General features: G+C 42.7%; 16 protein-coding genes and 2 CRISPR repeat arrays. Of the genes, 4 read left to right on the top strand and 12 right to left on the bottom strand.

The window, feature by feature from the left end; translation table 11 throughout:
* Positions 1 to 4 precede the first annotated feature (4 nt).
* Together G1O98_RS02770 and G1O98_RS02765 are read left to right on the top strand one after the other, a co-directional pair.
* The gene (locus tag G1O98_RS02770; RefSeq protein ID WP_163927067.1) at positions 5 to 1,387 is read left to right on the top strand and encodes an HlyD family efflux transporter periplasmic adaptor subunit; all 1,383 of its coding nucleotides are present in this window, start codon (positions 5 to 7) and stop codon (positions 1,385 to 1,387) included.
* A gap of 42 nt (positions 1,388 to 1,429) precedes the next feature.
* A complete protein-coding gene (locus G1O98_RS02765; protein WP_163927066.1) occupies positions 1,430 to 2,170 on the top strand; it encodes a peptidylprolyl isomerase in 741 nt (246 codons plus the stop codon).
* An 84-nt stretch (positions 2,171 to 2,254) separates the two neighbouring features.
* Here the strand turns inward: G1O98_RS02765 and G1O98_RS02760 are convergent, their stop codons facing one another.
* The 11 genes from G1O98_RS02760 to G1O98_RS39640 form a co-directional block, all read right to left on the bottom strand.
* The gene (locus G1O98_RS02760) at positions 2,255 to 5,536 is read right to left on the bottom strand and encodes a plasmid replication protein, CyRepA1 family (protein ID WP_163927065.1); all 3,282 of its coding nucleotides are present in this window, start codon (positions 5,534 to 5,536) and stop codon (positions 2,255 to 2,257) included.
* Positions 5,537 to 5,650: 114 nt separating this feature from the next.
* Positions 5,651 to 6,250, bottom strand: coding sequence for an alpha-ketoglutarate-dependent dioxygenase AlkB (locus tag G1O98_RS02755; protein ID WP_163927064.1), 600 nt, complete (start codon positions 6,248 to 6,250; stop codon positions 5,651 to 5,653).
* 34 nt (positions 6,251 to 6,284) lie between these two features.
* Positions 6,285 to 7,016, bottom strand: a complete 732-nt coding sequence (locus G1O98_RS39650; protein WP_163927063.1) for a BRO family protein — start codon at positions 7,014 to 7,016, stop codon at positions 6,285 to 6,287.
* Positions 7,017 to 7,168: 152 nt separating this feature from the next.
* Complete coding sequence (locus G1O98_RS02745; protein ID WP_163927062.1) at positions 7,169 to 7,627, bottom strand: DUF1392 domain-containing protein; 459 nt, start codon at positions 7,625 to 7,627, stop codon at positions 7,169 to 7,171.
* The gene (locus tag G1O98_RS02740; protein ID WP_243458325.1) at positions 7,624 to 8,022 is read right to left on the bottom strand and encodes a hypothetical protein; all 399 of its coding nucleotides are present in this window, start codon (positions 8,020 to 8,022) and stop codon (positions 7,624 to 7,626) included. Before G1O98_RS02740 ends, G1O98_RS02745 begins: the two co-directional genes overlap by 4 nt.
* Positions 8,019 to 8,255: a hypothetical protein gene (locus G1O98_RS02735; RefSeq protein WP_163927061.1), complete on the bottom strand. Its 237-nt coding sequence runs from the start codon at positions 8,253 to 8,255 to the stop codon at positions 8,019 to 8,021. The genes G1O98_RS02740 and G1O98_RS02735 overlap by 4 nt, the downstream gene beginning before the upstream one ends.
* A 66-nt stretch (positions 8,256 to 8,321) precedes the next feature.
* A complete protein-coding gene (locus tag G1O98_RS02730) occupies positions 8,322 to 9,173 on the bottom strand; it encodes a hypothetical protein (protein ID WP_163927060.1) in 852 nt (283 codons plus the stop codon).
* Positions 9,174 to 9,416: 243 nt separating this feature from the next.
* Positions 9,417 to 9,815, bottom strand: coding sequence for a hypothetical protein (locus G1O98_RS39645; protein ID WP_243458324.1), 399 nt, complete (start codon positions 9,813 to 9,815; stop codon positions 9,417 to 9,419).
* A 25-nt stretch (positions 9,816 to 9,840) separates the two neighbouring features.
* Positions 9,841 to 10,044 (bottom strand): hypothetical protein, encoded by a 204-nt coding sequence (locus tag G1O98_RS02720; RefSeq protein WP_163927059.1) that lies wholly within the window; start codon positions 10,042 to 10,044, stop codon positions 9,841 to 9,843.
* Positions 10,037 to 10,363 carry a hypothetical protein gene (locus G1O98_RS02715; RefSeq protein ID WP_163927058.1) on the bottom strand — a complete coding sequence of 109 codons (327 nt, stop codon included), beginning with the start codon at positions 10,361 to 10,363 and terminating at the stop codon, positions 10,037 to 10,039. The genes G1O98_RS02720 and G1O98_RS02715 overlap by 8 nt, the downstream gene beginning before the upstream one ends.
* Positions 10,364 to 10,537: 174 nt before the next feature.
* On the bottom strand, positions 10,538 to 11,446 hold the full coding sequence (locus G1O98_RS39640) for a hypothetical protein (RefSeq protein ID WP_243458323.1): 909 nt from the start codon (positions 11,444 to 11,446) through the stop codon (positions 10,538 to 10,540).
* Positions 11,447 to 11,657: 211 nt separating this feature from the next.
* Between G1O98_RS39640 and G1O98_RS02700 the strand changes: the two genes are divergently transcribed.
* Positions 11,658 to 11,984 (top strand): helix-turn-helix transcriptional regulator, encoded by a 327-nt coding sequence (locus tag G1O98_RS02700; protein ID WP_163927057.1) that lies wholly within the window; start codon positions 11,658 to 11,660, stop codon positions 11,982 to 11,984.
* Positions 11,985 to 12,211: 227 nt separating this feature from the next.
* Entirely contained in the window at positions 12,212 to 13,150 is a 939-nt protein-coding gene (locus tag G1O98_RS02695; RefSeq protein WP_163927056.1) for a hypothetical protein, read from the top strand.
* 238 nt (positions 13,151 to 13,388) lie between these two features.
* Positions 13,389 to 14,787: a CRISPR direct-repeat array (repeat unit 37 nt; unit sequence GTTTCCACTAACCAAATCCCCTCACGGGGACTGAAAC).
* A gap of 311 nt (positions 14,788 to 15,098) precedes the next feature.
* Positions 15,099 to 16,908: a CRISPR direct-repeat array (repeat unit 37 nt; unit sequence GTTTCCAAAGCCTATTACCCCGCAAGGGGACTGAAAC).
* A gap of 40 nt (positions 16,909 to 16,948) precedes the next feature.
* Here G1O98_RS02695 and G1O98_RS41045 read toward each other — a convergent pair.
* Positions 16,949 to 18,361: a TIGR03985 family CRISPR-associated protein gene (locus G1O98_RS41045; protein WP_163927055.1), complete on the bottom strand. Its 1,413-nt coding sequence runs from the start codon at positions 18,359 to 18,361 to the stop codon at positions 16,949 to 16,951.
* Between the last annotated feature and the right edge of the window lie 87 nt (positions 18,362 to 18,448).

Below are 18,448 nucleotides of genomic sequence, written 5' to 3'. Positions count from 1 at the left end.
AACAATGACAAACGAATTTCCGACACAAGAGCAATTAAGTCAGAATAGTCACTATCCTAGTAGTCAACTGGACTTAAAACCTCAGTCAAAATCTTCTATATCTCTCAGTGAAGATTGGTCTTTTTTAACCAAAGAATTAATTGATACATTGCCACGAATTTGGACACGCGGATTGCTATATTGGCTAGTAATATTTGCTGCGATCGTTTTACCTTGGGCGATGCTATCTAAAGTAGACGAAACAGGTAGTGCTAGAGGACGACTTGAACCTCAAGGAAGAACTGTAAGATTGGATGCACCTGTTACCGGAAAAGTTGTAGCCATCAAGGTTAAAGAAGGAGAAACTGTCAAAGCCGGACAAATTTTACTGGAGTTAGAGTCTGATTTAACTCGTACTGAACTACAACAAACTCAGTCCAAGCTAGAAGGTCAACAAAATCGCGTAAATCAGCTTCAGTTATTAAAAAATCAACTCACAATGTCTTTACGCACTCAGCAATTACAAAATCAAGCCCAAGAGTCTGAGCAAATTGCTCAACTTGACCAAATTCAGCAACGGCTGAATTCCAGTCAACAAGTATATGTTCTAGAAAAAAGTCGCCTGAAATTAGCTAATAATGAAAGACAACGTTATCGATATCTTTGGCAAAAAGGCGCTATTTCTAAAAGTAAATTAGAAGAAATAGAAGGCGCTATGTTTGAACGTCAGGGACTTCTAGAACAAGCTCAATCAGATATCCAACAAGCAACTACCGAAATTATTAAGCAGCAAAGCACCAATCAACGCATCAGTCGTACAGGTGAACTTGCACTTTTAGATAGTCAAAAACAAATTAAAGAACTTCAATCTCAAGTTGTCGATGTACTATCAGAAATTAACCAAACCAAAAAACAAATTCAGTCTTTGCGATTTCAAGTACAACAGCAAACTCTTCGTACTCCCACAGATGGCACAATTTTTCAGTTATCTATCAATAATCCCGGAGCAGTTGTACAACCAGGGCAAATGGTTACTCAAATTGCACCTCAAGGAGTGCCTTTGATATTTAGAGCCGAAATGCCCAGTCAAGAAAGTGGTTTTCTTCAGGTAGGAATGCCTGTAAAACTGAAATTTGATGCTTATCCTTTTCAAGATTATGGAGTAACTGAAGGCAAACTTCGCTGGATTTCTCCAGACTCTAAAGTTGTAGAGACTGCCCAAGGCAAGGTAGAAAATTTTGAACTAGAAATTGAATTGCCAAAAACTTATATCCAAACTAATGATAACCGGATTTTATTAGCACCAGGTCAAACGGCAACTGCTGAGGTAATTATTAGGGAGCGTCGCATTATTGACTTTGTATTAGACCCATTTAAGAAGTTGCAAAAAGGCGGTTTAGAATTTTAGGAAAAGTCGAGAAAAAATCAATTATTACTAAGGAGTTAATTTATGTCAAAATTTCTTGCTGTTTCCCAAGACGACATTATTAATGAAATCAAACTTTCCTGCCAAATCCCTACTATTGTCAAGAGTATTATCAACCGTAGGATTATTATAGATGTAGCCCAAGAAACAGGTATAAAAGTTGAGACAGAAGAACTTCAAGAAGCCGCAGATAGCTTGCGGATGATGAACAAACTTGAGAATGCTGAAGTTACTTGGTCTTGGCTACAAAAACACGGTCTTTCTTTAGATGATTTTGAAGAGTTAGTTTATTATAATGTTCTCTCCTCAAAGCTAGCAGAACATTTATTCGCCGACAAAGTTGAACAGTTCTTTGTTGAAAATCAATTGGATTATGCTCAAATAGTCATGTACGAAGTTGTCTTCGATGATTTAGACTTGGCAATGGAAATGTTTTACGCAATTCAAGAGGGTGAGATTAGTTTTCCTGAAGTTGCCCATCAATATATTCAGAATGATGAGATACGCCGATGTGGAGGATACAAGGGAATACTGAGCCGTATAAATTTGAAGCCAGAAATATCAACAGCTGTATTTGCAGCAACTCCACCTCAGCTTCTTAAACCAATTGTTACCTCTAAGGGGGTACATTTTATTAATGTTGAGGAAATTATCATACCTCAATTAAATAAAACTTTACATTTAAAGATTATTTCTCACCTATTTTCCGAATGGCTGAACCAGCAATTTGAGAAAACTAAAATTGAAGTCGAGGATATCTGCTGAATTTAACTGGTGACTCAATTGGTTATGGGTTTGTAATGAGTTTGTATCAATATACAAATTCTGTTCTGAATTTCTCTCTTTCACCTACACACTCACCAACCAATCACAGACCACAGACCTACACTCGTCTGCAAAGTTAACCCAAATCTGCCACTGCCCCAGATAGCCATTCCAGTAAGGCTCACCATCAGCCACCCCAACAGAAGAGCCAACTTGGGAGATTAACTCACTGTAGAACGAGCCAGCGCTATTTAGCCCAAGCTGCATTTTCACCATCAGCCCCTTCCATCCAAGAATCGCGATATTTTTTGGGGTATGTGGTGCTGTGTCACTGAGTGGTGTTGCAAAGACTATATTATTAGTGCCTGACACCACTTCAGTATTGTGCGATATGGATAGTGATGTTGTGTCAGTTACTGGTGTAGTTGTACTTATTTTATTACTGACTGACACCGATTCCCTTGAAAATGCTTCATCCCGATTTAACCACTGGCGAAAAATCGAATCACGCTGATCATCAGGGGCAACAAACCGATAAACACACTCCCGATTTTCACGCTTACCCAACCGACCGACGTAATCCAGTTTCAAATCAATCTTCGCAAGTAGTTTCTGTGCGATCGCTATGGAAGTCAGTTTTTCCGAGATAGTCACATTCAGATAATTTTTGATAACGTGCCTGTGCGTTACAGCCAGCGCTTTAAACTCCGCCATTTTCTCGTCGCTGCCACGTAACTGAACGTCTGGTGTAAGAAACTGCAACAGATTCAGTTCTTCTAACAACAGCACCGATGGCAACATTTGCCCCTTGTTAAAATCTGGTTTCCAAACCGAATTCTCCCCAGCCTCTAACTGCGCTTTTGCTCGTTTAGCATCACGATTCGTCAGAAACTCTCGCCCCAGCGTCAAATAATAGTGCATCCGCAGTTGAGGATACCAGCCGTCGTCATCTTTCTCCACAAGCTCAGGGGTAACATCAATTTCATAGCGACGGGACAATTCCGCCTTGCGCTGCTGATGTCGCTCGGTTTTCGTTTTCGCCCTTTTGTCTTGCAGCTTCTTGAGTTCAGCCTGTGAGAGTTCATCAGCTTGCGCGATCGCCTGACACTCAGCAGTATACAATTCCTGACTAGCCGCCTTAACCGACTCGATTATTGCCCCACTCTCATCATCATCGGCATCCGAGGCATCAATAACGGTGTACCCATCTTCGACCAAACCCGCAAGAACAGACTCTCGATAGCGCCGCATCTCAACGTTGATGACAGAACCACGCTTACCCCAAGTCTGCAATGACTCCGGTTGAAAATTCTGATCAACAAAGCTGTAGTCATCATTATCCGCCGCCGACAACAGCGCAATGTTAGCCTGTGTTGCAACGTGTTGACTTCTGAGCAATCCTCCTATCGTTGTGGAACCATTGCCCACAACCGACATCCCCCACTCTCTGACCCAAATGTGACGGTCAACAGTCTCCCTAACCCTTGCCAACATCTGACGCACGGAGTTAACCGGCTGCACTCCCTGAAATATTCCCCAAACAGCATCAAAATGTCCTCGAATGTCGATGGATACCCCAGTTTCAAGACTTGGAGAAGCAATAACCAAATCATACTGGGTGAGAATTTCGTTCAAGTGAGCGATACAACCGAAAGCCGCATGAGAGGGGTCTGCAACAGATTCACTGTCAATTCTCAGGATTCGCAAGTGAGGGAATTTGCGGCGAAACCGTTCTTCAAGTGCTTGGGTTCCCCATTTGGACTTAGCCTTTTGAGCAGAGCAGCACAATAGATGATGACCCCCTTTGGCAATAGCTTTGTCGAGTGCAGCGATGAGGTTTTTCGGGTTACTCCCAGAATAGTTGTAACAGTTTCCGGCTACGTGCCGATAGTTGTTGACGATGACAAACGGATTAACCCGACATTCTCCCGCAAGAGAAAGAACGTATTTCACATCTGTGTCGGAAACATCGGCACTTGATAGATAAATCTTTCCCTGATTGCTGCCCAAAACATTTTGTAACAGTTGTTTGAGGTTTTTGAGAACAGATACCCGACGCTTCTGCACTTCAGTACCAGAGTTGAGCAAATGCCAGAATACTTGGTCGCATTCATCAATAATAATTACATCATTTGACCAGTCATTGGGATTAAAACGGGCTTGACTTTCGTGATGCAGCGAATCAACGCACACCCCGTATCCTAGTAATGTGCCTGTTTCATTCGTGCGGACTTCGGTAACATAGTTAACACCAAAGCGATTACACAGTGCCTCACCCAGTTGGATACGATGGGTGATGATTAATACCCGTCTCCCCTGGTCATGTGCTTTGGCCACCTCAGTTGCCAGCCATTCGGTTTTACCAGTGCCTTTGGGAGCCTTGAGGATAATCAGTTTTTCACCTTCGGGGACGAGAAGCTGGCCCAAGAATCTTTGGTTGAGAGCGATGGACGGGGGATAAGTCAGCAGTGTGAAAAGCTTAATCTCCCACAACTCCAGTGCAACGGCAGTGTTGTAGAGTGCGTCAAATGCTGGCTGACCGTGAGCAACGATAAAATCATCAACCCCTTTTTTTGGCCCTAGCGGTAAATCAATCACTCGCAGCGAACAGCCTTCATTTACCAGTAGCCATCCCATGCGACTGATGGCGGTTCTGACTCGCTGTACAGTTTCGGGCTTATTATCCTGGTCAAAGCAAATGTTGACCTGTCGCCCCTGTGTTGCAAAATGTTTCAAGTCGGGAATCAGAGAGGGCTTACCAATAGCATTACCGTACTCATCATGGGGTGTGCGGTATCCAGCGTTAACACCAGGAATTGCGATCGCAGCATAACCAGCAGTCAGTAATGCCCCCGCTTTCTTGACACCTTCCACGATTGTCACTGGCACATTATGCCTCCAAACCCAGTGCCAGAAACCGCCGGGATGCTGTAAGTCTTCTTCTGTGATGGGAATGCCGCTACGATTGGAAACTTTCACCCAAATGCGATTCGGCACTAAGAGGAAGAAAGCGCGTGTCTCGTCTCTGTATGGATGCTCGTACTTGATGAACTTGTGGATTTTCTGGCGGTCACGTCTGGGGTGGTCGGGTTTGAAGCAACCCCACATCATCAGGACGTAGTTGTTGAGCGGGTCAACTCCATTGCACCACCAGCCGCCTAGTTCAATGTGCTGGTATTTCTTCAAGTCCCTATCTCTAAGTCGTCCATCGTTGCGACGAGAGATTTTGGGACTGTAGAGCAGATATTCGTAAGGTGTTGTGCCGGAGAGCGATCGCGCATTCAAGTGAAAAATTTCTTCGTCAACTCCGCTGCCTCGCCATTCTTGTAAATGTTTGAAGTGAGAATCAGATTCGATTATACGCATATTTCCTCTGTTTTTTGACGCATGGAAATGAAGCGGCATTGCACCCATGCCGCCGATTCAATTTTTTGTGAGAGCTTGTGCTGGCTACGAAATCCTGACTAAGCCAGCCAGGGGTTATTTGTTCCCCCCGGTATGCGGTCGAAACGTCAGATTAATACGTGTCCTAACCACTTTGTTGGTCTTAGGAACCTGATGCAGATGAGTAGACTGACAACCGGGGTGCATCACAAACAAACTGCCGTGTTCCAGCCAGAAATCCGTTGCTTTGCCATTTCTCGGTTTGATTTGGAATTTGCGACATGATCCCAGACTCACTGATGCGATAGCTGGATTTATACCCATTGATTGCTCATTGTCGGAGTGCCAGCCAATCGAATCCTGGCCACTGCAATACTGATTTCCGATGACGATACGGAATTTGTAGCCAGTTAGTCCAGTGATGCGATCGCGCAAGCTAGACAGAGCTTCTGTCCACCATAGTGGTTTCAAAAATACGCTATTCGAGTAAAGGTAATCACATCCGTAGTCTCCGTAAATACATTCAAGGCGGGGGACGGTCATTGTTTTACCCGCGATTCTGATTTGATTCTGTTGCCACTCCAGTTTCAAGCAGTGTTGGTAAAGTTCATTGGCTTGTTCAAGGCTTAAGAAATCGGGGTAATAAGTGACTGGTAAGACTGGGGTTGATTCAGCAAATAAATTGAGTTGTTGCATGGTAGTTTTCTCCAATTAAAGAACGTAATTGCTGTTAGTTTTGACCAGTAGAGAAAACCTCAATCAACACGCTTTCTGGATATAAACCAACTTTTCCAAAACGTGGATCATGAATGCGTTCGATTTCTATTCCTTGCTTCCGACATAATGCGCTTGCCTTTCGACCTTTAGTACCCGCTTCTTTTACCGATATTTCTAAACCTTGAAGATTGGCAAATCCAACAACACTATATTTATGGCCGCATGGTGTATTCACCCTATCTTGCTCAACTTCAACTGCTTTGAGTCTCGCCAAGATTTGAGTTTGTTGCTGTTGTTGTTGGAGTAAATGCTGTTCTTGCTCTGCTAATTGTTGTGCAATCGCAGCGAGTAACTGTATTTGAGTCATGGCTTTTAACTGGGTTTGGGTTTCAGCCTCTCGCGTTTTCACAACAAAATAACTTTGCGCTGCTGCTATCTCTGGTTTTCGTGGATCACCATTCATTGCGGTTAAATAGCAACCATAGCGAGTGAGTTTGAAATCGTCTCTAGGTCTACCTCCAGTACTTTTTGCGGTCAGACGCAAAAAGTGTTTTTCGCTCTCTTGCTCTATGTTTGAGCAAGCTGCGTAAGCTCTAGAGATGGCATCCTCAAATTGTCGCCATTGCTGATATCCCAATATGGGCATCAATTCACGAGCTAACCAATATTCATTGCCATCTGTATCAACCTGCTTGATTTGGTCAAATGGGCTGGGCTGATTTTCACGCTTTATAATTGCATCCATACTTCCTCTGAGTTTTTGATATGTTATGTGAACCGACTTTGCTATTTGCCTTTTACTGTGGGTGGATCTGAATCTTTTGTTTTATTTATTCGATGATTTCGGCGATTTCAATTTGTGACATAACTTTTTTTTCGTTGCGTGATTAGAGAGAATTAAACATTTACCCGCACTAAACTTTTTTCACCAACTAATGAGAAACGATTCGATATAGTTGGTGTCTTAATTAACGTTGGCGACATCAATTCAACAAGGTAAAACCAAGAATTATGCACCAGCGCAATCCCCAAAATGAGACGCTGTTTTGTTCCCTTATCGTGAGAACAGAGGATCACTCTTTCACCCAGAACAAAAGCAGGTTTATGCACCTTGATGGCTTCTAATTCTCCAGTTGCGATGATTTGATTTTGTGTAGCGTGGAGGATTTCTTTTCCGCAATCAATTGAATAAATCCAACATTCGTGTTTCCATTGCATCCCACAGCAATAGCCGAACGTTCTTGTGGTTCTGAGGTATACTCTCTCCAGTAAATTAACTGCAATCGGTGGAATTGTTCCGCGCCAAGGTGGAGAGAGATACCAGCTTGTTTGAAGTGCGTTAATGTGGTCAATCATGCTTTTCTCCCTAATAAGTAATTAATCGCTTCAACATCAAGAGCAGCAATACGTTTTTTAATTGATTGGGGTGGGTTGTCAAAAAACTGTTTGAGATGCCATCTCCGAATTTGGTAATGTCTGACAGAGCGTCTTGTAGCTTTGAGCCATCCTCTTTTGACCCATCTTGTGACAGTTGAGAAATTCAATTGAAGAACCTGAGCAATTTCTTGACAAGAATAGTTATCAAGAGTAGGACGGGCTGAATAACCTAAGCTATTTAACTTCAGATAAATTGCAATTGGTGTGCGTTGATATCCTCGTCTTTTTAGGATTGAAGCTATTTGTTTGACTGTATAGACTTCAGCTTTCGCCTCAATAATTGCGAGTTCTTCATCAGTCCATTTTATACTCATAATCTCACCTCCCCTGTTGATGCAGAGATAGAATTGGTATCTGCCCGTCCTTGTACAATTTGAGCGCTGATTGATTCAAAGTCCACCTGAAAAATATTCATATCTGTGGACATTGCCCCAGTGTTGTAGCGGTTTACGATGTGCTGTCTAATTGCGGATTGATTCAGCCCATCAGGTATATCGATGTGCGCTTCGCTGGTGATTTTTTCAACAACTGTGACGATGATTCTCATGGTTAATTCCTATCTGATTAATTGAGGATTCAGAAATAAAACTTCTTCTGAATCCTGTATGCTGATTTACACTGCTCCAGCTTTTGCAGTTTGCACCTGTTGCATCCATGCGCTGATTGCTGTTAACTCATCTGCACCGCTAGCAACAGCATCAACAACCTGTTTTTGATACGAAGACTCGGCATGGTTAGGATATTCACACTTATTTGCTGCCCAAGCCAAACACATGGTTTTGATTAGCTCATTAATCTGGCTAATATCAAGTAGACTTGGGCGGTCAACATCCTGAAATTGCAGCCATTCTTTGACCAAATCAAGTGGATAATCAAGCAAGGTGCGAATATTTTTAACTCGCAAATCTTGGAGGTGTACTGGTTGAGGGACTACGCTAAGTTTTGCTGGAGTTACTGGGGTTTCTGCTACAGATAGAATAGTTGAGGATGTGCCACCTAAGCGAGATTGAATGTCATTAATGAGAGTTCCCCAGTCAGCATTTTTATTCCATTCTCTTTCAATTCTGGTTTTAGTTACTGCATCATATAGATTGCAGAAAACCGTATTTTGTTCACCAGCATTAGCAGCAATAATCAGTGGCTTAGAAAAATCCTGTACACCTGATGCAGCCAAGAGAAAGCTTTTGGTGAAGTTTGTTTCAAAACCACTTCTGATGACATAAACTTCATCAGCACTCACTACAATGTCCAGCTTGAAATTATCCTTCCCTTTGAACTCTTTAGTCGTAAATCGCAGTTCAGACAGATAACCAGTTAATGCTCTTTGGGAAACAGGGATGGTTTTCTCCCTCTCAATATCGTAGTGATACCACAGGTAAGATTCTCCACCTAACTCAGCGTTTTTGACATATAAATAGATGGGTTCGGGAGGGTTGCATAAACCTAGTTTGATTTCAGTAACCATGTTCACCTCGGTTAATGTTTCATTGATTAGTATTTCGTGTGCAATAATGAGAATTCTGTAGCGGAAGAGAAACTTCCGTGCGTTCATCTGAAGTAATGGCATTCCTTCAGGTGAACGCTTTTGTATTAATCAGAAAGGTGTGAATTGGAGGAGGAAAGGGTAAGGGGTAAAAGAAGGAGGAGGAAAACTTTTTTCAATACAGTACAGAGCAAGCATTTTAAATATGGATGTTCCCTTTCCCCTTTAAACCTTCCCCTTTTCCTCCTCTTGATTCCGGTCTAACTCCCATTGCAAATAGGTGAGTGCAGTGCTAGCATCGGCAATGTTTAAGTCAGGTTGATATCCCAACTTCAGTAGTTGTTTGTAGTCTGGATGTGTAGCAATAAGGGATATCAGGGCTTGGGCTTGTTCAACTAAGTAGTGCAGATTTGGGTTAGACATCTCAATGCCAAGACGTGAACATAAATCCTCTGCTTTTACTCCTATTGTTCCTGGTTCAATCTCCGTCGCTAACTCTTCAAGTAAAGATTGGAAATTCGGATGTTCATCGTTGATTTCAATCTCAAATAAGTCTGCACCCTTTGTAACGACAGTTGCCCAATCGGGTAAAGTCTGTGCAATGGTTTTAGCGTAAAGTTTCATGATTGTATCCCCTGGGATTAATAACCTAAAAATCTTCAGCAATCTCCAACGAAAAGCCGCGTCCCGTGTTCTGCACTTGCACCAGTTCTTTATCCAGCAGAGTTTGAATAACTGAATCTGAGAATTGGAATTGCAACCGATGTAATGGAACACAACCACCGCAAAGTCGAATCGAACGCAGCAGATGATTGGCTCTACGGTCAAAACTGTTGTTTGCTTCCTTAGCCATTGTTTGCACCTCTGGTTAATACGGTTAACTGTCGGTTGAGAATGTTTATCTGCTGTTGGTAAAAGTCAATCTCTGCGGTAATTTGCTGAAATAATTCTTCTGGTGTGAGCGGCTGAATTTGATTCTCTTGCAAGTAAGATATTTCATCAGAATTTTTGTTAGGCATCAGCGCATAACGCCATCCTTCATCAAATTGTTCAGCCAACTCTGTACCCAAAGGATAGTAATAAAGTCCCAAGATGATGCCCTGTTGTGTACGCTGTTCCAAGTTAAAGCGAGGGTAGGGCCAGTGTTGAGGGATCGAGATTGTGGGTTGCATATTGATTGGTGAATGAAGGGAAAATGAGAGAAGAATTCAGGAGTCAGAATTCAGAAGTCAGAATTTCGGGAAGAGGTGGGAAAAAGAGGAGAAAGGAAGGCAGATATTATTAACTTCTGCACCCTGCTCTTTGTTTCTTTACTGACTCCTGACTCCTGGATGCTGACTTCTTAATTACGCTGTGACTAACTCCGTTCTCTCCAGCAGCCGTTGCAATTTATCGCCAGTTAGCTGTTCTAACGGCTGATCTAAAAAATATTCCTCAAAAATGGATTTACCATCAGTAGACACGTCCATCATTGACAATGAGCGCACTGCATCAAGCACGGAGTTAGAATACTGCTGCTGGACTGAATAACGCCTCTTCACCCACCAGTTACCGTCAGTGCATCCGACTTGCCCCAATTTCACGCCGTTGTTGTTGTAAATGCCATCATCGAGAATTTCAAACCCGTAATTCTGGCACTCGTTGAAGATATGCGCCATGATTTGGTTTTCAGTCGTAGAAGAGGACAAGGAGCAGGGTGCGGGGCGCTGCAACAATTCGCAATTGTCAGTTCGCAATTCGCAATTCTCTAAACTGCGAACTGCGAATTGCGAATTGCGAATTGGGCTAACTGCCCCCTGCCCCTCTGCTTCTTCTTGCACAGGTAATGAACCGTCTTTGTAGTGAGTGCAGATGAAGCGATCGCAACGCATTAGAGTGTTGGCACGAAATAATTCTTTATCGTTGACCATGACTACCCAAGGCTGGGTTAGATTATCGTCATGGCTGATGCTGGCTACCAGTTTGTCATCAGCGTAATATTCGTGATAGTCAAACGAGATTTCGACTATTGTGAAGAGTTCGGGAGCTATGGCTTGGGCTTGGGTTGCGATGTAGTTGTCGAGTTCGGCTTGGGCGAGGGCTTGGTTGTCAACTTTCTGAAGCTGGGTAGATTGGTAGGTAATGATTGCGTTTACCCAGGTGTCAGCCGCTCTTTTGTCCCCAGTGGGTGTTACGCCACGTTCGGCGGCGATTCTTTTGAGGCGGGGGAGATTATAGCGTGAGAGCGCTTGCTGTGTATAGGTTGGATATGTCATGATATAGATTCCTGTAAAGGGTTCAAAAGACGACGCTTTTGCTTACCAGGCTTGGGGTGTCGTCTTTTGTTATTACTATAACACCTACTATTAGTAGGTAAGACAATAGATAGTTATATGATAGTTAGTTATCTATTGAGCTACTTACAATAAATACTATTGATAGATAGACTACTAAAAGTAGGTTAATCTATTTATATGAATTCAACTCATGCCCGTGGAAGTAAGACTTAAAGAAATTAGAAACGAAAGAAGAATTTCGCAGAATGAGCTAGCAAGAAGACTTGAAATGTCGTTGGCTAATGTTCAGAAAATTGAGTATGGCAAAGCCAAATCAATACCTTTGGAGACATTAGACAAGTTATGCCAGATTTTGGAGTGTGAAGTTGGCGATCTACTAGTTCGTGTACCTGATAAGGATGGTGGAAGTTCTGAGAAGGAACAAAAAGTAGTTCAAGTAGCTGATGAAGTCAAAGAAGGCAAAATCAGCACACTCAATTCAAAAAGCATAAATGCAAGTGGGATGATTGCAGCATGAGTGCAATCGCTTTAAATTTAATCAAGCCTGTATCATTAGCGTTGCTCTATTGAAGTGGAGTAGGGCATGAGTACCAAGAAAAACTAGAGTCGCGGCACGCTGCAACAGAGGAAAGAGAAGTGCCGCAATATGGAAAACAAGTATGGTTGGAAGCTGCTATGGGAAGAGGTAAATGAGGACAAGAGCCTGAAAGTTAACTCTTCAAGTACTGTTCAAGAGGTGGAATTATGACTAAACCATCCTCTAAGCGCAAAAAAGCCACCTCTGCCACATCCAGGGATAGCACACCGCCAGATGATCAAGACCTTGAAGATATCTCCCAAGAAGAAAACCCAGCTACAGCAACAATTACAGTTAGCGCTGTTGAAGTAACAGAGTTGACCCAAGAGGAGCAAAGCGATCGCCTACATCTGGAGAGGAAAGTGGAGCGGGCGTTTTTTGAGGCAGGTAAGGCACTGGCAGAATTGCGCGATCGTCGGCTTTACCGTTCAAGTCACCACACGTTTGAGGATTATTGTCGCGATCGCTTTGGGCATAGTCGTCGCCAGTCTTATCTTTTAATGGATGCGGCTGTTGTTTTTGATAACTTGGTTGAAATTTGTGATCAATTTGATCACAAATTGCCCACAGCAGAGGGACAAGTTCGACCCATGACAAAGCTTGAACCCCAGGAGCAGCAGGAAGCATGGCTAAGAGCAGTAGAAGTTGCTGGCGGGAAAGTGCCAACTGGTAGAATCGTCAAAGATGTGGTGCAAAGGATTATGGAGCGAACCCAAATACCAAACACCTACCAGTTAGGCGAAGTCTGCCAAATTCTTGCTAAGGACAATCCCGAACTGAGAGGCAAAGGTAGCTGTTGGGCTATTGTCAGCGCAGTGAATGACTTTAGTTGCACGGTGAAAATGTGGGATGGTGAGTACACAATTGGGTTGCAGCACCTGAAGTCCTTCAACTACCTGCCCGAAGAATGTCAGCAGATGCAATTAATCAGCGATCGCATCAGTCAAGTGTATTCCGATTTACTGGAGGAGACAGTCAAAAGTCTGTTGCAGTCGTTGGGGAAGCTGAATCGACCTTATCTTACTGCTGTGGAAGAGAAATTGTTGAGTTTGATTGAGCGAGAATACAGGCTTATAGATCAATCTCCACAAACTCATAGACAATAATAAATACACATCTTATGATTGGGTAATCAGTTTGATATTTGGCAAGTCGAAGCGGGGTCAAAAACCCTGGGGATCTGCCAAAATCGCCAGAACCTTGACAAGTAAATAGTTTCACAGTTTCAGTGCTAAGGGAAGTTGAGAATTAGTCGCAATAAGAGCGGCTGAAATCGACCTATTTTTGAGGTTTGCCAAAATGCTTCCCAGGAAGCTTGCTCTGTAACAGTTTCAGCACCGAGCGGTTTCCACTAACCAAATCCCCTCACGGGGACTGAAACTTTTGTTTTCCCATTTGTTAATCTCGTAACTACGGGAGTTTCCACTAACCAAATCCCCTCACGGGGACTGAAACAGTTGATTTTCGTTTAAGTGCTGACGCGATCGCACTTGAAGTTTCCACTAACCAAATCCCCTCACGGGGACTGAAACAGAAATATTATTCAACTAGTTTCCCTTAAGCAAGAATGTTTCCACTAACCAAATCCCCTCACGGGGACTGAAACGTTAATTTGGGTTGCCACGGGAAAAATGCCCCGCGATTCGGGGTTTCCACTAACCAAATCCCCTCACGGGGACTGAAACCAAGATTGTCAGAGAACTTTTTCGCGGTATCTACCAGTTTCCACTAACCAAATCCCCTCACGGGGACTGAAACCCTATTTATTTTGATGAACAGCAAACAGAGAATTTGCTAGGTTTCCACTAACCAAATCCCCTCACGGGGACTGAAACAGTTGGGGACATTTTCAAGGCACACCCATTGAGGTCGAATACAGTTTCCACTAACCAAATCCCCTCACGGGGACTGAAACCAATGAGTATATGTGTTCGCCACATTGAGAGTTTAGGTTTCCACTAACCAAATCCCCTCACGGGGACTGAAACCGTTCGTACGCAGTCTGCTTTAGATGCTGAGTTAAAGTTTCCACTAACCAAATCCCCTCACGGGGACTGAAACGTCTAAAGATACCTTTAACATTATTATTAGAAGCTGCCAAGTTTCCACTAACCAAATCCCCTCACGGGGACTGAAACGCTGGTTTAACCGAGACTACTGAGAAAAAAGGCATATTGTTTCCACTAACCAAATCCCCTCACGGGGACTGAAACTAATTACTAAAATTGCCGAAGCTTATAACAATGTCCAAGGTTTCCACTAACCAAATCCCCTCACGGGGACTGAAACCAAGCTTTGTACAAAATTCGTGAGTATGCGGCACTTGCAGTTTCCACTAACCAAATCCCCTCACGGGGACTGAAACATGCTTACTCACCTCTAGCTCGTGCCGTTAACTATGGGTTTCCACTAACCAAATCCCCTCACGGGGACTGAAACAAGCAAAAGCTATACAAGTTTGTGGGGAAGAGGAAGATTGGGGTTTCCACTAACCAAATCCCCTCACGGGGACTGAAACAATCCATGATGAAGTTAATTGCGATCGCAGTTTTGCCGCCGGTTTCCACTAACCAAATCCCCTCACGGGGACTGAAACTTAGACCCAGAATCTAGATATCAGCTTTTTTTAGCGTTTCCATTAACCAAATCCCCTCACGGGGACTGAAACGCTGATAACAGCTACCCCAAGGACGCTTGGGATTGCAAGTTTCCATTAACCAAATCGCCTTCACGGGGGCTAAAACGTCGATGCTCCCTTCTGTTAGCTCCTCTGAAAGTGTTTCCAATAACCATAGTCAAGAAAATACTCGACAAACTTCAGTAATCGACATATTATTGCTGTATCAGCTTGATGATTGGCAAGTCAAAGCGGGGTCAAAAACCTTGGGGATCTGCCAAAATCGCCAGAACCTCGACAATTAAATGATTACAGCGTTTCAATAATTGGGGAAGTTGCAAATTATTTGCAATAAGAGCGGCTGAAAATGACCTTTTTTTTCGATCCGTCAAAAACCTTCCCAGGAAGCTTGCTCCGTAACAGTTTCAGATGGAGCGGTTTCCAAAGCCTATTACCCCGCAAGGGGACTGAAACAAGTAAAGAATTTCCGAAAAGAAGAGATAGCTTACAAGTTTCCAAAGCCTATTACCCCGCAAGGGGACTGAAACTTTGAGAATGGGTGAATTGTCGCTGCTTTTCAATGAGTTTCCAAAGCCTATTACCCCGCAAGGGGACTGAAACGACTCTAGTCGCTGTTTGATGAAGTTATCCGCCATCAAGTTTCCAAAGCCTATTACCCCGCAAGGGGACTGAAACGTGAACGGGGAGATTACCCCTTGCAGACTGATTGAGGTTTCCAAAGCCTATTACCCCGCAAGGGGACTGAAACAAAAGAGGATCGTTTTAATAACGCCTAACGGCATCTGTTTCCAAAGCCTATTACCCCGCAAGGGGACTGAAACTAGAAGAAGCCAACATCAGACTTTACCAAGAACTTGTTTCCAAAGCCTATTACCCCGCAAGGGGACTGAAACTTTCCTATTTGATTAGTAAAGGGGAAATTGATAGCAGAGTTTCCAAAGCCTATTACCCCGCAAGGGGACTGAAACATTTGTTACTACCAACAGAAGTAATCGACGACTCTGGTTTCCAAAGCCTATTACCCCGCAAGGGGACTGAAACAGAAAAATATCTCTACCTAAATAGCACAAACGCCAACGTTTCCAAAGCCTATTACCCCGCAAGGGGACTGAAACCCGGAAAGAAAGCCACAGATAGTCGAAACCCCTGGCGTTTCCAAAGCCTATTACCCCGCAAGGGGACTGAAACAAGACAAGCATCTTTCACTTGATTCTAAATATTACGATAAGTTTCCAAAGCCTATTACCCCGCAAGGGGACTGAAACTGCAGAATGTGCCACCGAACAAATGGAAGAACCTGAGTTTCCAAAGCCTATTACCCCGCAAGGGGACTGAAACTGTAAAGATTCTGTAAATATACGTAGATGTTAAGTTTCCAAAGCCTATTACCCCGCAAGGGGACTGAAACTTTAATAATTTGTGCTTATGGATCAACATCGCCCCAAGTTTCCAAAGCCTATTACCCCGCAAGGGGACTGAAACACCTTAACTTTTGCCCCTACTTCAATTTTATTAACGGCAGGTTTCCAAAGCCTATTACCCCGCAAGGGGACTGAAACTTACGCTAAGTTCTAATACTGGAAACGGAGAATCTGTAGTTTCCAAAGCCTATTACCCCGCAAGGGGACTGAAACAATATTTTATTATCCCTGGCAATTCTTACGCTCTTGGGTTTCCAAAGCCTATTACCCCGCAAGGGGACTGAAACGTTATCTTTTGGATATTCAATTACAAATTTTTCTATTGTTTCCAAAGCCTATTACCCCGCAAGGGGACTGAAACAGAACAGCATTTACTCCAGCGTCGGGGCAAACATTCGTTTCCAAAGCCTATTACCCCGCAAGGGGACTGAAACAACTGAATATCGTCGTCAGTTGAACTGCTGCTAATTGGTTCCAAAGACTATTACCCCGCAAGGGGACTGAAACATTTAAAAATTTCCGATATCATGCTAAACCTCTTAAGTTTCCAAAGACTATTACCCCGCAAGGGGACTGAAACAAAAAGAAGATGCGGCATTTGCGATCGCATTTGTTCCAGCAGGTTTCCAAAGACTATTACCCCGCAAGGGGACTGAAACCAATAATATGCACACTTTTATTAATGTACTCCGAGCGTTTCCAAAGACTATTACCCCGCAAGGGGACTGAAACTAGATGGTGGAAGTGCTGCTTTGACATCTTGGACAAGTTTCCAAAGACTATTACCCCGCAAGGGGACTGGAACAATTTTTTATAACCAGTGACAGCATCGCAAATCTTTAAAATTAAGTTTTATACAAATTCCAAGTATTTTGAATTTCTAAAGCCATTTCTTCTCTCATTATCCAAGGTAGTAAAACTTCTACTTTTGAGCCTAAAGCACGCAACCATCTAACAACATAGTAGTCAGTTACTCGGTAATCCACTTGGTAATAAGCATCCGTACTAGGACGAAATTTAATAATGTCTAAAATAGCTTTTCGATGTTTAAGGTTTAGTGTGTATTGTTGAGTTAAATTGATAGTTTGCTCATAACTAATTCGAGTAAATGTATCATGGATACTGATGCCATTAATATAGCGTTGGTGAAAATCTTGCTCAAACCGCAATACCATTACTGCTTTTTCTTTATAAAAGTCACACCCCCATGCTTCTTTTAATTGAGTGTTAACCGTTTTAGGAGTTGGTAATTTATTATCCTGATACTTCTCTCTTAGTAATTGAGGAACACGGGGGTCTTCCCAGTCTAAAAACTCTAGACGTTTAGAAATAATTCTATCCAAGCGATATTTATACCAGTGAATATCGCCTTTTGGAGTGTTGCCATAGGTGCATAAGTATTTAGCGCGTTCCATGAAATAAATACAAACTGGATAAACAACACATTCCTTAATTTGATTTCGATGAGCGCTGTGATATGTCAATAATAGAGGTTGGATATTTCCTGCGTTCCAGATTTCCTGCAATTGACTTTGAATTTCATCCACTGCATCTTGAACATCACTTGATTCTGGTACAACGTAATCAACATATAAAAAAACACGATGATTATCTTCATCTACTTCTCTTGAGAATTCCTCAGCTAATAAAGGATATGCAGGATCGAGAAAACTAAACATACCTAATGCTCCAGCTAAATAGGCTTGTTTTTCTAGCGTTAATCTACTATCAATATTTTCTGAAGTAATAAAATTTGGTAGTTGATTTACTCGACAATAATGCTTACTTCTACCAGATGTGTTATTCAGCAATTGAAGGCATTTCCGAGTAACTAATAAATCTAAATCACTTTGAAGGGATTTGCGGACTTGAGCAAATAAAGGTTCATTCAAAAGCTCGTCTATCTCAGAATCTGATCTATTTATATATTTTTGTAACAAATTCTGCCACTGTTCTATAGGTACTTCCCATTCTAAAAACCATTGTTTACTTGTTTTGAGACAAGCGCAGTTTGGATTTTGATGGTTGAAAATGTCTGCTAGCTTTTCATCCTTGTGAGTTTCAGTAAAAAAAGCTTGCCGCCAGTCATTATAGGTAAAGCTGTCATCTAAAGTAGCGTATGCTTTATCACTATATAGCCAACGTAATAATGCCCATAGCCGTATAGCGCGAGAGAGATTATGGCTTTGGTCGAGAGAGCCGTTGGCTAGATGTTGTAAAAGTGTGGGGTGTGGGTAGTTAGTGACGATTACATTCACGATCAGTTAGAGTGTCTGAAGTCTTATTACTAAATTAGCAGGTATTGGAAAGGGGTATTTCCGATGCTATGTAATACTGGGTATAGC

The sequence above is a fragment of the Nostoc sp. UIC 10630 genome (assembly GCF_010747425.1).
Lineage (GTDB): Bacteria > Cyanobacteriota > Cyanobacteriia > Cyanobacteriales > Nostocaceae > Nostoc.
This window is presented reverse-complemented; position numbering and strand designations above follow the sequence as displayed.

Excerpts from the sequence above, each read along its gene's own strand:
- G1O98_RS02770 (WP_163927067.1), top strand. The coding sequence starts at position 5 with ATGACAAACGAATTTCCGACACAAGAGCAATTAAGTCAGAATAGTCAC.
- G1O98_RS02765 (WP_163927066.1), top strand. The coding sequence starts at position 1,430 with ATGTCAAAATTTCTTGCTGTTTCCCAAGACGACATTATTAATGAAATC.
- G1O98_RS02760 (WP_163927065.1), bottom strand. The coding sequence starts at position 5,536 with ATGCGTATAATCGAATCTGATTCTCACTTCAAACATTTACAAGAATGG.
- G1O98_RS02755 (WP_163927064.1), bottom strand. The coding sequence starts at position 6,250 with ATGCAACAACTCAATTTATTTGCTGAATCAACCCCAGTCTTACCAGTC.
- G1O98_RS39650 (WP_163927063.1), bottom strand. The coding sequence starts at position 7,016 with ATGGATGCAATTATAAAGCGTGAAAATCAGCCCAGCCCATTTGACCAA.
- G1O98_RS02745 (WP_163927062.1), bottom strand. The coding sequence starts at position 7,627 with ATGATTGACCACATTAACGCACTTCAAACAAGCTGGTATCTCTCTCCA.
- G1O98_RS02740 (WP_243458325.1), bottom strand. The coding sequence starts at position 8,022 with ATGAGTATAAAATGGACTGATGAAGAACTCGCAATTATTGAGGCGAAA.
- G1O98_RS02735 (WP_163927061.1), bottom strand. The coding sequence starts at position 8,255 with ATGAGAATCATCGTCACAGTTGTTGAAAAAATCACCAGCGAAGCGCAC.
- G1O98_RS02730 (WP_163927060.1), bottom strand. The coding sequence starts at position 9,173 with ATGGTTACTGAAATCAAACTAGGTTTATGCAACCCTCCCGAACCCATC.
- G1O98_RS39645 (WP_243458324.1), bottom strand. The coding sequence starts at position 9,815 with ATGAAACTTTACGCTAAAACCATTGCACAGACTTTACCCGATTGGGCA.
- G1O98_RS02720 (WP_163927059.1), bottom strand. The coding sequence starts at position 10,044 with ATGGCTAAGGAAGCAAACAACAGTTTTGACCGTAGAGCCAATCATCTG.
- G1O98_RS02715 (WP_163927058.1), bottom strand. The coding sequence starts at position 10,363 with ATGCAACCCACAATCTCGATCCCTCAACACTGGCCCTACCCTCGCTTT.
- G1O98_RS39640 (WP_243458323.1), bottom strand. The coding sequence starts at position 11,446 with ATGACATATCCAACCTATACACAGCAAGCGCTCTCACGCTATAATCTC.
- G1O98_RS02700 (WP_163927057.1), top strand. The coding sequence starts at position 11,658 with ATGCCCGTGGAAGTAAGACTTAAAGAAATTAGAAACGAAAGAAGAATT.
- G1O98_RS02695 (WP_163927056.1), top strand. The coding sequence starts at position 12,212 with ATGACTAAACCATCCTCTAAGCGCAAAAAAGCCACCTCTGCCACATCC.